At 47.8% G+C, this 14303-nt stretch carries 9 protein-coding genes; 6 read left to right on the forward strand and 3 right to left on the reverse strand.

Going from position 1 to position 14303, the window contains the following annotated elements; all coding sequences use genetic code 11:
• The first annotated feature begins 101 nt into the window (after positions 1-101).
• From HMPREF9069_RS04215 to HMPREF9069_RS04230, 4 genes are all read left to right on the forward strand, one after another.
• Positions 102-1346 carry a cysteine desulfurase family protein gene (locus HMPREF9069_RS04215; RefSeq protein ID WP_021625922.1) on the forward strand — a complete coding sequence of 415 codons (1245 nt, stop codon included), beginning with the start codon at positions 102-104 and terminating at the stop codon, positions 1344-1346.
• A complete protein-coding gene (mnmA, locus tag HMPREF9069_RS04220; RefSeq protein WP_021625923.1) occupies positions 1343-2428 on the forward strand; it encodes a tRNA 2-thiouridine(34) synthase MnmA in 1086 nt (361 codons plus the stop codon). The genes HMPREF9069_RS04215 and mnmA overlap by 4 nt, the downstream gene beginning before the upstream one ends.
• A 171-nt stretch (positions 2429-2599) precedes the next feature.
• Entirely contained in the window at positions 2600-3451 is an 852-nt protein-coding gene (locus tag HMPREF9069_RS04225) for a hypothetical protein (protein ID WP_035438463.1), read from the forward strand.
• 113 nt (positions 3452-3564) lie between these two features.
• Positions 3565-4677 carry a Cna B-type domain-containing protein gene (locus HMPREF9069_RS04230; RefSeq protein ID WP_286127400.1) on the forward strand — a complete coding sequence of 371 codons (1113 nt, stop codon included), beginning with the start codon at positions 3565-3567 and terminating at the stop codon, positions 4675-4677.
• Positions 4678-4852: 175 nt separating this feature from the next.
• Here HMPREF9069_RS04230 and mgtA read toward each other — a convergent pair whose 3' ends face one another.
• On the reverse strand, positions 4853-7579 hold the full coding sequence (mgtA, locus tag HMPREF9069_RS04235; protein WP_021625926.1) for a magnesium-translocating P-type ATPase: 2727 nt from the start codon (positions 7577-7579) through the stop codon (positions 4853-4855).
• Positions 7580-7888: 309 nt separating this feature from the next.
• Positions 7889-8824 carry an AraC family transcriptional regulator gene (locus tag HMPREF9069_RS04240; RefSeq protein ID WP_021625927.1) on the reverse strand — a complete coding sequence of 312 codons (936 nt, stop codon included), beginning with the start codon at positions 8822-8824 and terminating at the stop codon, positions 7889-7891.
• Between the two features lie 183 nt (positions 8825-9007).
• Between HMPREF9069_RS04240 and HMPREF9069_RS04245 the strand changes: the two genes are divergently transcribed.
• On the forward strand, positions 9008-11263 hold the full coding sequence (locus HMPREF9069_RS04245; protein WP_035438465.1) for a glycogen/starch/alpha-glucan phosphorylase: 2256 nt from the start codon (positions 9008-9010) through the stop codon (positions 11261-11263).
• Between the two features lie 84 nt (positions 11264-11347).
• Here the strand turns inward: HMPREF9069_RS04245 and asnA are convergent, their stop codons facing one another.
• Positions 11348-12355, reverse strand: a complete 1008-nt coding sequence (gene asnA / locus HMPREF9069_RS04250) for an aspartate--ammonia ligase (RefSeq protein WP_021625929.1) — start codon at positions 12353-12355, stop codon at positions 11348-11350.
• A gap of 335 nt (positions 12356-12690) precedes the next feature.
• Here asnA and HMPREF9069_RS04255 point away from each other — a divergent pair, with 335 nt between their 5' ends.
• Positions 12691-14007 carry an ATP-binding protein gene (locus HMPREF9069_RS04255; RefSeq protein WP_021625930.1) on the forward strand — a complete coding sequence of 439 codons (1317 nt, stop codon included), beginning with the start codon at positions 12691-12693 and terminating at the stop codon, positions 14005-14007.
• The last annotated feature ends 296 nt before the right edge of the window (positions 14008-14303 follow it).

Raw genomic sequence — 14303 nt, forward strand, 5'->3', positions numbered from 1 at the left:
CTGGCTAACGGCGCGCCTCCTACCCGATTATGCTTTGCTCGCATAGGTCTTTTGGCGGAGAAAATCGCCTTTGAGGGACAAACGAGCGGTGGGGAGCGGTTTTGAGTAAGACAGATGTAGCGGCTCGCGAAGTCTATTTGGATTTTGCTGCGGCAACTCCCATGGCAGATGAAGCTACTCGCGCTATGCTTCCTTACTTCTCAGAATGCTTTTACAATCCTTCAGCTCCTTATGTACCAGCACGCAATGCTCGTGCAGCTTATGAGGATGCACGTACTCGTATCGCACATCTTATTGGTGCACGTCCTGGCTGTGTAACTGTGACAGCAGGAGCTACCGAGGCCAATAATCTTGCGTTTGTCGTGGTTGCTGACCCCAAAGCTCGCGTTGTTGTAGATGCGATTGAGCATGAGAGCGTGCTGAGTTGTGCTGCCACTCATCCTTGTGATGTAGTTGGTGTATGCAGCGATGGTCGCGTTGATATGGATGCGTTGGCCGCAGCGATTTGTTCGGAGACTGAACTTGTCTCAATTGAGCTTGCAAATGGTGAGATTGGCAGTATTCAGCCAATTCGCGAGGTGGCACGTGTTGTTGCTGCTGAGCGCGAGCGACGTCTTGCTGCAGGTGAATTGCGTCCTCTCTGGTTGCATACAGATGCTTCTCAGGCTGCAGGCTATCTTTCTACAAATGTATCCTCATTGGGTTGTGACTTGATGACGATGTCTGCAGCTAAAGTCTATGGTCCCAAGCAGGTCGGTCTGCTCTGGGCAGCTGAAGGCGTACCTTTGCGACCCCTGGTTTTGGGTGGTGGACAAGAATCGGGTGTGCGTTCTGGTACCGAAAATGTTGCCGGAGCGGTAGGCTTTGCCACGGCATTAGAGCTTGCCGTTGCTTGTCGAGCTGATGAGGCGCAGCGCCTGCAGCATTTGCGAGACCGTTTGCAGCGCAGACTGGTGAGTGAATTTCCTTGGGCTCGGGTGTCGGGTCCTCGCAATGCCAAGAAGCGTTTGCCCAGTTTGTTGCATATATCTTTTCCGCTATTGGATGCTCGCCGTCTTGTGATAGCGCTTGAGCGTCGCGGCGTTTATGTGGGTACAGGTAGTGCCTGCGCTGCAAGTAAGATGCGTCAATCGCATGTACTACAGGCAATTGGCGTACCCGCGGCAGTAGCACAGGGCAGTTTGCGCCTAACGTTGGGGCGTACCAGTAGCGAGGCAGATATTGATTATGCAGCTGAGCAAATTATTGAGGTTGTGCATTCCGAGCTTGCTCGGCTTGGTCTTACTGAGATAGAACTTGCGGCAGCGAATGATTCTGCTTTTGTCTCAATGGGAGGCGTTCGATGAGCAAGGCAAAGGTATATGTTGGCCTCTCTGGTGGAGTTGATTCTGCGTTGGCGACAGCTCTGCTTGTCGAGCAAGGCTATGATGTTAAGGCCATCTACATGCGCAATTGGTCGCGTGATTTGCCAGGTTTTCGTTGTCCTTGGGCAGACGAGCTGGCAGATGCCGAGCGTATTGCGGTAACACTTGGTGTTGACCTTGAGGTCTGGGATTTTGAGGCTGAGTACAAGCGTACGGTTGTCGATTATTTGGTGGAGAGTTACCGTCAGGGTCTTACGCCTAATCCTGACGTGATGTGCAATCAGACAGTCAAATTTGGTAGTTTTGCCAAACGTGCATTTGCTGAAGGTGCTGACTTTGTTGCTACAGGCCATTATGCGCGTGTGCGCAAGCAGGATGGGCATACTCAGCTGCTCCGCGCTTGTGATGAACACAAAGATCAGACCTACTTCCTCTGGCGTGTCGGCGAAGAGGTGCTGGCACGGAGCTTGTTTCCTATAGGTGGTTTTGCGAGTAAAGCTGAAGTGCGCGCTGCCTGCGCCGAGCGTGGTCTCGGTGTCGAAAACAAGCCAGATTCCGATGGAATTTGCTTTGTAGGACCGGTAGGAATTCGTACATTTTTGCTGGATGAGCTCGATCGATGCGCGGGCGACATCATCGAGTGGGAGACGGGTCGCGTGCTTGGGCACCATGATGGAGCGTTTTTGTACACTGTGGGGCAGAGGCGCGGTCTTGACCTTGGTGGAGGGCCTGCTCGCTATGTCGTGTTGACTGACGTGCAAAAAAACGTTGTTTATGTGACAGCTGATCGTATGTGCCCAGGGCTTTGGACTCGCGAGATCGAGCTTAATGATGTCTGCTGGATCAGCGGAGAGATACCAGCAGCGGGGGAGTATTTACTGCGCACGCGTCATACGGGCACTTTGGTGTCTGCGCAGATAGATATCAGTGATAGGACGGTTTGTGCACACTATACCGAAACCCAAAAACGCGTTGCACCTGGTCAGAGCGCTGCAATCTATGCGGGTGAGCGGTGTCTTGGCGGTGGTATTATCATGGGCCCCATTCCTTATCCAGAATTTTAGATTTCTATAGACCATATTCGATAGTGTCTCATCGGTACCCAGAAAGTACCGTTAACCCTTTTTGCGATGCTTGTTAGCTGCGTTTTCTTTTCTTTTGTGTACATTATGAATAACGCGATGAGACGCGCGGGAGGCAATAGTCTGACTGCAGCAAGAGAGAGGGTGAGGGCAATGAAACAAAAATCCATGAGACTTTCTGCGATAGCTTGTGCAGTAACGCTCATATGGTCACTTGCAGCATGTGGAGGTACGCAAACACCTGCTGGATCGAATGCAGGATCAGGTGGCACTACCCAAACCCAAGCAACAAAAAAACCCGCAAAGAAAGTGATCAACGAAGATACCTTTGTCGGCGAATGGAATCTTGTAGCTGCCGATATGGGGGGAGCGCATCTAGCTGGCGATATTTCTGCCATGGATTTGCATTCTACCGTTACCTTTACCAAAGACGGTAAATTTACCATGACGATGGAAAATAAATCAACATCAGGTAAGTGGAAACTTGACGGAGAAGCTGCGGTTGTAATGCCTGAAAAGTCTGCCATCACAACAGATGATGATGGAGGAGAAAAGCAAAATTTTAGCTTTAAAGTAAATAAGGACGACACTATTACCGTTGCTATAGATGAACTTGACATGGGAATGACTTATGGCAAAGGAAAAAACGCCAAGATAGCACCTGAATTTAATCCGAAAGATGGGAAGGCTATTACTGACATTTCCCAACTTGCTGGTACGTGGAAGCTGGCGGGTATGTACAAAGACGGCGCAAGCATTAGCGGGGATTTGTCCATGCTTAGCATGACAGAGACCACTATGAAGATCAATAAAGATGGTACCGGTGAATTTATATTCGGGGGAGATTCCTCTCCCCTTACTGTCACTATTGATAGCGATGGTGCAAAGCTTACGGAGTCTAGTGTGACAGTAACACTGACCTTGGGCGAAGGTAGGTTGATATGTGATTCAAGCAAGATAATGGATGGAACGTTTGAAGGGTACCTCTTCTTCGAGAAAAAGTAGCGTTCAAAAATCGCATGCGACAACATACTGACCGTACAAGCCACAAAACACCTTCGGTTCTCCGGAGGTGTTTTGTATGGTGCTGAGAAGAGAGATCTTTGGACATGTAAAAAATAGGTGTCCGATCTTGCTTCTTATATAACCCCGTCACCAAGACTTGGATTGGCCCCAAAGGTGACTCTGTCACCGTTAAGCTTTTAGCTGACGGCAACGACAGTGGCAAGACTCTCACCCTATCTGAGGACAATGGTTGGTCTGGTTCCTTTGATGGTCTTCCCAAGTACAACGCTGATGGCTCTAAGATTGCCTACAAGGTGACAGAAGCTGAAGTTTCTGGTGTTGATGCGGATAAGTACACCACAGCTGTTACCGGCTGTGCTGTCAAGGGCTTTACCATCACCAATACCAATAAAGAGACCGTCAACATTGCTGGCTCTAAGACTTGGGATGATGATAATAACCGTGATGGTATGCGCCCCAAAAAGATTATCGTTCGCTTGCTTGCTGATAACACTGAAAAGACTCACATGGAAGTAAGTCCTGAAGGGCAATGGAAATGGGAGTTTAAAAACCTTCCCAAGTATGACCCCGTCACAGGTAAGGAAATCACCTACAGCATCAGCGAAGATGCAGTAGATGGCTATGCCACTGAGATTTCTGGTGCCAATATCACCAACACTCACGAAATTGAAAAGACCTCTATCTCTGTCGAGAAGAAGTGGGTTGGAGATCCTGCTCATAAGGTAACAATTCGCCTGTGTGCTAACGGAGAAGTTACCAATCAAAAGCTCGAGTTATCCCAAGATAATGCTTGGAAAGGCGAGTTCAGCGACTTACCAAAGTATGAGGATGGTGAGTTGATTGTCTACACTGTCGTAGAAGATGAGCTTGATGATTATGCTACAGCCATTACTGGTGATGCTGAGCATGGCTTTACGGTAATCAACACCAAGAAACCGGATGAGCCTAAGCCCGATACACCAGATAATCCTCAGTCTGATATACCAGAAAAGCCAAAACCCAACACACCTGAGATTCCCAAGGCTCCTGAACCTAAAAAGCCTTCGCAACCCAAGGCAGAAAAATCTACGAAGAAAATCGTCAAGCGTGTGGTCAAGAAGCTTCCACAGACAGGGGATGAGGCTGGAGCTACAGCCGCATTATTTGCTGCAGGTTTGCTAGCGATTGTTGCGTCAGAGTTGCATCGCAAGCGTGAACAAATGTAGTAAATATAGTTAGTTAGGTTGGTCAGAACACCTTGGTGCTTTCGCGCTAGGGTGTTTTGCTTTGATGGATTGCATAGATTGCAGTGAATATGTCTGAGCCTCCATCACTTAATAGTGGCGGAGGCTCAGCCTGCAAATATGTATGTGCTGGTGCTCAAGACGGCTAAATCTGCCGCTATAACAGGCGGCCAAACTTGCGGATATAAAGCTTTTTTGCCAAAGCAACTAGTATGAGGTAGCCAACAATTACACCTAAGAGTAAAGGTAGTGTGCTTGCAGGCAGTGGTATTAAACCCAAAGCTTTGGCAACCGTCGGAACGTAGGGCATCACTGTTACAAGCAGTACACCCAAGGCTGTAAGCAGTGAGAGAGACCAAGAAGCACGGCTCTCTATGAAAGGTAGCTTTTCAGTGCGAAGGGCATGCATGACCAGCGTCTGACTCCACATCGACTCAACAAACCAACCAGTCTGGAATGCTGCAACAAACATTCCCGTAGCTGCTATATTCCAAGTGCTACCTGCAACAGCGGGACACACCACCCAGAACAACAATGCGTAGGTCAGCAAATCAAACACTGAGCTTGTAGGCCCAATCCACACCATGAATTTGGTAATCGACCCCGCATCCCAACGCTGTGGAGCTTGCAGTAGCTCTTCGTCTACACGATCCCAAGGCAGCGCTGCCGCCGCGAGCGTATAAGCCAAACCCAGCAGCAACAACTGAAGTGATGTCATTGGCAAGAAAGGTAAAGCCACGCTTGCTACCATTACGGATAGCACGTTTCCAAAGTTCGATGCGGCAGTCATCTTTACGTATTTGATGGTATTGACGTAGGTGCGGCGCCCCTCCTCAATTCCACGGTCGAGTACCATGAGATCTTTCTTGAGCAAAATGATATTTGCTGTCTCTTTTGCTACATCCACAGCGGTATCAACAGAAATACCTACATCGCTTGCACGCATTGCCGCCGCGTCATTGATGCCGTCGCCCAAAAAACCGACGGTGTGACCCTGCTCGCGCAACACTCGTACCACACGGGCTTTCTGGAGAGGAGAGAGTTTGGCAAAAAGTCTGCAGTTCTCGGCGCGTGCAGCTAGCTTCTCATCACTTAGTTCATCAACATCAGCGCCCGTTAGTGTGTCTTGCACATCAATGCCGACTTTTTTACATACAGCAGCAGCCACACGCTCGGCGTCGCCAGTAAGTACTTTGACTGCTACGCCACTCGCCTCTAGACGTGCGATTGCCTCAGCCGCTCCAGCCTTGGGCGGATCCAAAAAAGCTAGGTAGCCAACAAGAGTCATTTTGCTTTCATCCGCTACCGAAAACGCACCCACTGGCAATTGATGAGAGCGTCGTGCTACAGCAATCACACGCAACCCCTCGTCGCCTAGATGCGTTGCCTCGGCTTCTACTTTGCGTACTAGATCCCCGCTGAGTGGTAGCTCCTCGCCGTGATAACGCACAAAGCTGCAGATAGACAGCACCTCTTCAACAGCGCCTTTTGTCACAATATCGGTTAGCCCCGTTGCCTTTTCGCGTACCACCACGCTCATGCGGCGACGTTCAAAATCAAAAGGAATCTCATCAATTTTTTCGTAGCGACTATCTAGCACTGACAGGCGAGGATCAGCCGCCTCAAGTTCACGTGTAGCATCAATTACTGCCTGATCGATGAGGTTAACAAGCCCTGTTTGTAGCGAACTATTGAGATAGGCAAATCGCAGAACGTCGTTGTCATCATGTCCAGTTACATCCAAGTGGCGCTCGAGAATAACATGGTTTTCAGTGAGCGTCCCTGTTTTATCACAGCACAGTACATCTGCTGCACCAAGATTTTGGATAGAGCCTAGACCCTTGACGATGACATCGCGACGACTCATTTCGGTAGCGCCGCGCGCCAGACAGGTGGTAACAATGACAGGCAACATCTGCGGTGTAATGCCCACTGCAATTGACAGCGCAAATAACAGCGCAGCTGGCCAATCGCCCTTGGTTAGCCCGTTGACAAGCAAAACAAAGGGGCACATAACTGCCATGAATCTGACGAGCACGTGTGAGACATCCTCAATACCTTGGTCAAAGGCTGTTTTTGCAGGAGTTTCAGCGAGAGTCTCAGCCATGCGACCAAGGTAGGTGTTGTCTCCTGTTGCAACAACTACTGCCGTAGCACTGCCGCTTTGCACCGTGGTACCCGCAAACAAAATGTTGCTGCAGTCAGCAATGGTCAGCGGACGGCGGCGACCCGAGTGCATGCGTGGCGTGTGGACTGCTTCAGGCGTCTTTTCCACAGGTTCGGACTCGCCAGTGAGCGCAGCTTGTGCTACAAAAAGATCTTTGGCGCTCACAACACGTGCGTCACCTGGGATGATATCGCCTGCGGCAAGATTTACTACATCACCCACAGCAACCTGTGCAATAGGGATTTCGCTGGTTTGTGGTTCATCCGTTTCGGGATCGCGGCGTGTGACTGAGCATGTTGAAGTGACCATCGTGCGTAGACCTGCTGCCGCACGGTCACTCTTTGCTTCTTGGACATAGCCCAAAACACCTGAAATCAGCACCATCATGCCGATGATGATTACAGTGGAAGGGTCGCGTGATTCGGGCGCTGCAGCAATAACCTCGGTGTAGAGAGAAATCGCAGCCAACGCCAGCAAAATCAACGTAAATGGACTTACAAAGGCATCAAAGAGCCTTCGTGCAGGTGATGCTACATGTGCAGGCGTGAGTTCATTAGTACCCAGCAGATCAAGTTTTGCTTGGGCAATATCTGCTGCGAGTCCATTGCGTGTGGACATTAGTCGTGTGAGCGTGCGCCCCGCATCGTGACGCGCGGCAAAAGCAACCTCGCGGCCTAGTTCAGAACGAAAGTTTTTCTTGGTAGTGATAGCAGACATAACTGCCTCCTTCGCGTGTCGAGGAAAAGCGGTACAGGAATATCTGCACCTCCGACGTACGAAGGCCAGCTAGCCGCGCGGCGAGATCCCAAAGAATCACGTCGCGTACTGTCTTGTGTACAGGAAAGCCCCATCAAACCGTCCAGCTGGGACATATTTGATGTTTAAGCAAACTCAGCGCGAGGACTTTGCCATGTGCACAACGGCGGTAACGCGGCATCGTGGTCCTCGCATAATGGGACATATTCCATGGTTCGCCTCCTCGCAGGTCGCAATCTCCCGACTGCAGCTTTATATACGCTCACGGTATCACGCTCGTGAGTCGGGGGCAAGTTGAGATGACAGCTTGCTTGTTGCTCCCTCCGCGTCACTTCGTTGTTTGCGATAAGAGCCAGGAGAAATACCATACCGTGCCTTGAATTTGCGTATAAAGTAAGAGAGACTCTCAAAACCGCAACTGGCTGCAATGGCAGTGACGGGCTCCTGGGTGCGTCGCAGAAGGTGGCTAGCGGCTGTTAGTCGGTAGTCAGTGAGATACGACACAAAGCTTTGCCCCGTTTCTTGTTTGAAACTGCGCATGAGATGTGCTTTGCTGTAGCCCGCTATATTAGCAGCATCTTCAATGCTGAGTGGTTCGTCATAATGTTCCCTCAAGTAGATGAGTACATTTTTGATGTGCGTGGATGATGCTTTTTTATTTGCAGGCCGCTGGATATCCCCGTAGATAAAAAGTGCATGAAGCATCAAGATAAGATTGCTTCTCACGATCAGAGAATACCCTGGCAAACGCTTTTCGCAGGCTCGGTCAGATGCGTCAAGAGCAGCTTTGACCTCGGCATACATCTTTCCTTCCGTAGGCAGGGGATAAGGCAAGCTGATGGAATTTGTTCGGAGTGGCTCTAGGATATTGTGTTTAAACCAGACATCTTCGTTGCTGCCGCCCAAGATGGAGAGAGAAAAAATTATATTTTCGTACTCCATACGCGTGTTGCCGTCTCCTTCTATGGCGTGAATCTCGCCTGGCGGCACTATCACAATAGAGCCAGCGCATACAGGATGTCGCTCAAAGCCAAGCGAGACAAAACCCTGTCCCTTTTTGACATAAATAATTTCCATTTGGTCATGCCAATGCGGCGCCACACTATCAAAATCTAGGGGAATTGTGCAGAGATAGGTGTTGTAAGGAAATCCTGGCTGTTCGTGTACTTGGGTTTCTCGATATTGCGCATACTCATCAAACTTCATGCCAGCCCAATCTTTCCGCAAAATACAAGATATGCTCGTATCGTACAAGTATTTGCTGTATTGGTGCAAGAACAAAGTATATCAATGCTCATATAGTTCAGTTAGCAAAAAGTAGGTTTGGCATACGACAGCCATAGAAGTTTTGTCTCAAAAACTTTTGAGCTTCTTGAGAAGGGATTTTTTGTGTCTACGTATTCACTTGCAGCTTATTTAGATAAGCCTCTTAACGTTTGCACTAATCTCGAGCTATTTAATGCATTGCTCAAGCTTACCAAGGATGCCTGCGCCGAACGCGGCTACAACGAGGGCAAAAAGAAGCTCTACTATATCTCGGCAGAATTTCTTATCGGAAAGCTTTTAAGCAACAATCTCATCAATCTTGGCTTGTATGAGGATATTAAAAACGAGCTCGCCGCTGCAGGAAAGTGCATTGGTGAGTTGGAAGAGTTTGAGCATGAGCCATCACTGGGTAATGGAGGTCTTGGCCGACTTGCTGCTTGCTTTATGGATTCTTGCGCAACTTTGGGTCTTCCCGCAGATGGTGTGGGTCTTGCTTATCATTGTGGTCTTTTCAAGCAAAGCTTCTCGGCAAACAAACAATACGAAACTCCCGATACTTGGCTTACCTGGGGTCAAGAGAGTTGGATGAGCCGGTCTGCGCGCCACTATACGGTGCAATTTGGCAGTTTTTCTGTGACCTCTACGCTCTACGATATGGATGTGACTGGCTATGATTCTAAGTGCGGACGTCTGCGTCTTTTTGATATCGATAGCGTAGATGAGCGTCAGATAAAAAATCGTATCGTTTTTGATAAGAGACAGGTAGAGAAAAACCTTACGCTTTTCCTTTATCCTGACGACTCTGACGAAGCGGGACGCATATTGCGGGTGTACCAAGAGTATTTTATGGTAAGCAACGCCGCGCAGCTCATGCTTGACGAGTGCATTGAGCGTGGTAGCAACCTGCATGACCTTGCAGATTACGCTGCGGTTCAGATTAACGACACTCATCCCACCATGGTGATACCTGAGCTTATTCGTTTGCTGCAGGACCACGGTCTTGCTATGAATGAAGCTATCAGTATCGTGCAAGATGTGTGCGCGTATACCAACCACACCATTCTTGCTGAAGCACTGGAGACTTGGCCTCTGCACTATCTAGAAGAAGTTGTGCCCCAGCTTGTACCTATTATCAAAGAGCTTAATGCACAGGCTGCCAAACGCTCTGATGACCCCTTTGTTCGGATTATCGACGGGTGGCATAACGTGCATATGGCAAACCTCGATATCCATTTTTCACACTCGGTCAATGGAGTTGCCGCACTTCATACCAAGATTCTCAAAGAATCTGAACTTGCGCCTTTCCATAAGCTTTATCCCGAGAAATTCAACAACAAAACAAATGGTATTACCTTCCGCCGTTGGATGGTTTCATGCAATCCCAGTCTTGCCGCATTAGTGTCATCAAGGCTAGGAGAGGGATGGAAGAAGGATGCGGCCCAGTTGGAGGATCTGCTTGCCTATGCACAGGATGAAGCATTCCTTGAACAACTCATTGCTATCAAAAAAGAAAATAAGCAGCGATTTGCTACATGGATGCGTGCGCACCAAGGAACCGAAATTGATCCTGACTCGATTTTTGATGTGCAGTCCAAGCGTTTGCACGAGTACAAGCGCCAGCAGCTCAACTTGTTGTGGGGTATTAGGCAGTATCAGCGCATCTGTGCAGGTGAGTTGCCTGACCGCAAGGTGACAATGATTTTTGGCGCCAAGGCAGCACCTGCCTACGTGATTGCCAAAGACATCATTCATGCCATTTTGAGTTTTGGCGAGGTGGTAGCAAATGACCCTATTGCCAATAAGTATCTACAGGTAGTGATGATTGAAAACTACAACGTTACTGCTGCCGAAAAACTCATCCCTGCAGCCGATATTTCCGAGCAGATAAGCCTTGCTTCAAAGGAGGCCTCAGGCACGGGCAATATGAAGTTTATGCTCAATGGCGCGCTTACTCTGGGCACTATGGATGGCGCTAATGTTGAGATTGCTGAGCTCGTGGGTAAGGAGAACATCTATTGCTTTGGTGAGAGTTCAGATGAGGTAATTGCTCGTTATGCTCGTGGCGACTATAACCCTCGGACCTATTACGAAAGCAATGAGGATATTAAGGCTGCTGTCGACTTCCTTGTGGGCCCAGAGATGCTTGAGAAGGGCGACGAGAACAATTTGCAACGCCTGCGCAATGAGCTTATTGGCAAGGACTGGTTTATGACTTTCCCTGACTTTGAGAGCTATTGCCAAGTTAAAGATCGTGTATTGAAAGATGCACAAAATCAACGTGCGTGGGCACAAAAAGCACTAGTGAATATTGGTAAAGCAGGTTATTTCTCCTCAGACCGTACCATTGCGCAGTACCAAGAAGATATTTGGAATCTGTAAATCATTTATGTGTGAGATATCACGGCTGTAGACCAAGACAAAGATAAGCAAAGCGTTTTGCTTACGATCTACAGCCGTGCATACTTACAACAAATGCACGTTGTGTGCTTCGCAGGCGGCCACCATATCGTCAGGCCAAATGCTTGCCTGCACTTCGCCTACATGCACACGGCCCAGCAACAACATGCACAAACGTGACTGTCCTATGCCGCCGCCGATGGTGTAGGGCAGTTCATTATTAAGTACCATGCGGTGATAGGGGAGTTCTGCTCTCTCAGGGCAGCCTGCTTTTTCCAATTGGGAGCGCAGAGATGCCGCATCAACACGGATGCCCATGCTCGAAATCTCGAGTGCACGCTTTAAAGGCTCATACCAAAAGAGAATGTCGCCATTGAGTTGCCAATCATCGTAGTCAGGTGCGCGGCCATCATGGGGCTCGCCTGAGGAGAGCTTCTCGCCGATGCGCATCAAAAACACGCAGCCATACTGGCGACAAATGATATCCTCGCGCTTACGAGGAGATAGGTCGGGGTAGCGCTGTAGCAGTTCTTCGCTGTCGACAAAGTGCATCTCAGATGGCAAGTGATAGAACGCTTCGGGGTACTTGTACCACACCTCGTGTTGCATGTGTTTGATAATGTGAAAAACCTCAGATGCCGTTGCACACAGGGTCTCTGCGGTGCGCTCCTCATGTGTGATGACACGCTCCCAATCCCACTGGTCAACATAGCAGGAATGGAGATTATCTAGCTCCTCGTCGCGGCGAATAGCGTTCATATTGGTATAGATGCCTTCATGAGGCTGGTAACCATATTTACCCAGTGCCATACGCTTCCATTTTGCGAGAGAGTGCACAACTTCGATGGTCTCGTCTGCTTTCCAAGGTAAATCAAAGGCAACGGGTCGCTCAGTACCGTTAAGGTTGTCATTGAGGCCCGAGCTCTGCTCGACAAAAAGTGGTGCCGAGACACGCGAAAGATGCATCTCACGGTCCATCTCGCGCTGAAAAGTATCGCGGATATATTTGATTGCGTCTTCGGTTTCGCGAACGCTCATATGTGGGTCATAATGTTCAGGCAGGTACAAGGCCATATTATGCTTCCTTTCTTGGCGTTAAGGCACAGCCATCTCTAGCTGAGCTCAACCATCGAAGAACTCTACAACTACAACGTTCTATTCTTATAGATACCTATACGAGTGTTTTCAGGATGTATACATACCACTGTAGGTGCTAGAAATTCATCTGGATGAATTATTTTCTCCTTGGTATATACCTTTTATACCCTAGTTTTAGTTGGCATAGCTTATTTTTTAATATCTATTAAGTGCATAAAAATAGTTATGCGAACAAATAATTGCACTTAAGTGCAAAAACTTTTGTTTATTACAAATTCATGCTATTCTCGAATGACAAGGAGGGATGAAGAATGATTGATACTCATGAGCTCAAAAAAAGGAATCGCTATTTAAATAAGCTAATAGCTTTTCAAGATACGGAACCAGTAAAAGTGGTTACTGGTATTCGTCGATGTGGTAAGTCCACACTTCTTAAATTAATGGCCAATCATCTGCGGAAAAAAGGTATCAATGAAGATCAAATTCTTGAAATGAATTTTGAGTCGCATGCCTTTAGAAACATGGGTAGTGACGATCTATATGACTATGTTAAAAACCGCATTGTAAACAATAAAAGAATGTACCTTTTTTTCGATGAGCCTCAGCGCGTTTCAAAGTGGGAAGATGCGATCAACTCCTTTCGTGTTGATTTTAACTGCGATATCTATGTAACTGGCTCAAATGCATATATGCTCTCTTCGGAATACGCCACCTATTTATCTGGCAGGTATGTGGAAGTAAAAGTACTGCCGCTTTCTTTTTCTGAATTTCTGTATTTTCATGACTTTGAAGTCATTGAAAGCAAAAGTGCATTAGGAGGTACTCAAAAGCGGGTATATGACAAAAGTGGGGAGCGGTATGGACTTCGCGAGGTCTTTGATACGTATATGAGGCTTGGTGGTATGCCAGGAATTGCCGATGTTGGTTTAGATCAGGAAAAAGCGTTGGTATTGCTAGAGGGTATCTACTCAACCGTAGTTATGAGAGATATCCTTGAGAGAGAAAATCGCAGGGGACAAAAACATATTACCGATCCTATTCTGTTGAGAAAAATTGTTATGTTCCTAGCTGATAACATCGGCAGTAATATATCTGTTTCTAAGATCGGCAATGTTTTGGTAAATGAAGGATTGCTTAAAGATAGTAGACAAAAAGGAAAGCCGAGTGTACATACGGTTCAAAATTATGTGAATGCCCTACTTGAGTCTTATTTCTTTTACGATACCAAGCGATTTGATATCAAAGGAAAAGAATACCTGCGAACGCTTGGTAAGTACTATATCGCGGATATCGGGTTGAGGAACTATTTGCTTGGTTTTAGGGATCGGGATAATGGGCACGCACTAGAAAACGTCGTGTACTTTGAGTTGCTCCGCCGTGGCTATGATGTGTCGATTGGTAAGATAGCTAACGCAGAAGTCGATTTCATTGCAACAAAGGCGGATGACAAAATATATATCCAGGTAACGGAGTCGATGGTCAGCGAAGATGTTCGCTATCGAGAGCTTGCTCCCCTACAAAAAATCGGGGATAATTATGAAAAAATCGTTTTATCAATGAATATGGGCATGGATTCCTCTTACGAAGGAATAAAGTCCATCAGTTTGGTTGACTGGTTGCTTTCATAATGAAGGCTTCTAAGGAATAACAATATTCCCACGTAAATGTGTCGGGTAAGAAAATGCATCTGTCTATAACAGGCGGATGCATTTTTATACGTATTATCTACGTCTCAATCTGTTGCAACCTCAGGTTGCAACAGATTGTTCTGAAAGCCTTCTAGCTGCATATATACGTAAAACCTGCAGGTAGAAAGCTTGACGTTGCAACCTGAGGTTGCAACGTCTTGGAGCAAGCTGGGTGGCAGAAGCCACACTCCATTTCACACGAGACACCAAAAGCCACACTACGTTTCATGCCAGGT

The sequence above is a fragment of the Atopobium sp. oral taxon 810 str. F0209 genome, from assembly GCF_000466405.1.
In the GTDB taxonomy this organism is placed as follows: Bacteria; Actinomycetota; Coriobacteriia; order Coriobacteriales; family Atopobiaceae; genus Olegusella.

Coding starts and splice junctions, on each gene's coding strand:
- HMPREF9069_RS04255 (WP_021625930.1), top strand. CDS start 12,691: ATGATTGATACTCATGAGCTCAAAAAAAGGAATCGCTATTTAAATAAG.
- mnmA (WP_021625923.1), top strand. CDS start 1,343: ATGAGCAAGGCAAAGGTATATGTTGGCCTCTCTGGTGGAGTTGATTCT.
- HMPREF9069_RS04240 (WP_021625927.1), bottom strand. CDS start 8,824: ATGAAGTTTGATGAGTATGCGCAATATCGAGAAACCCAAGTACACGAA.
- HMPREF9069_RS04225 (WP_035438463.1), top strand. CDS start 2,600: ATGAAACAAAAATCCATGAGACTTTCTGCGATAGCTTGTGCAGTAACG.
- asnA (WP_021625929.1), bottom strand. CDS start 12,355: ATGGCCTTGTACCTGCCTGAACATTATGACCCACATATGAGCGTTCGC.
- mgtA (WP_021625926.1), bottom strand. CDS start 7,579: ATGTCTGCTATCACTACCAAGAAAAACTTTCGTTCTGAACTAGGCCGC.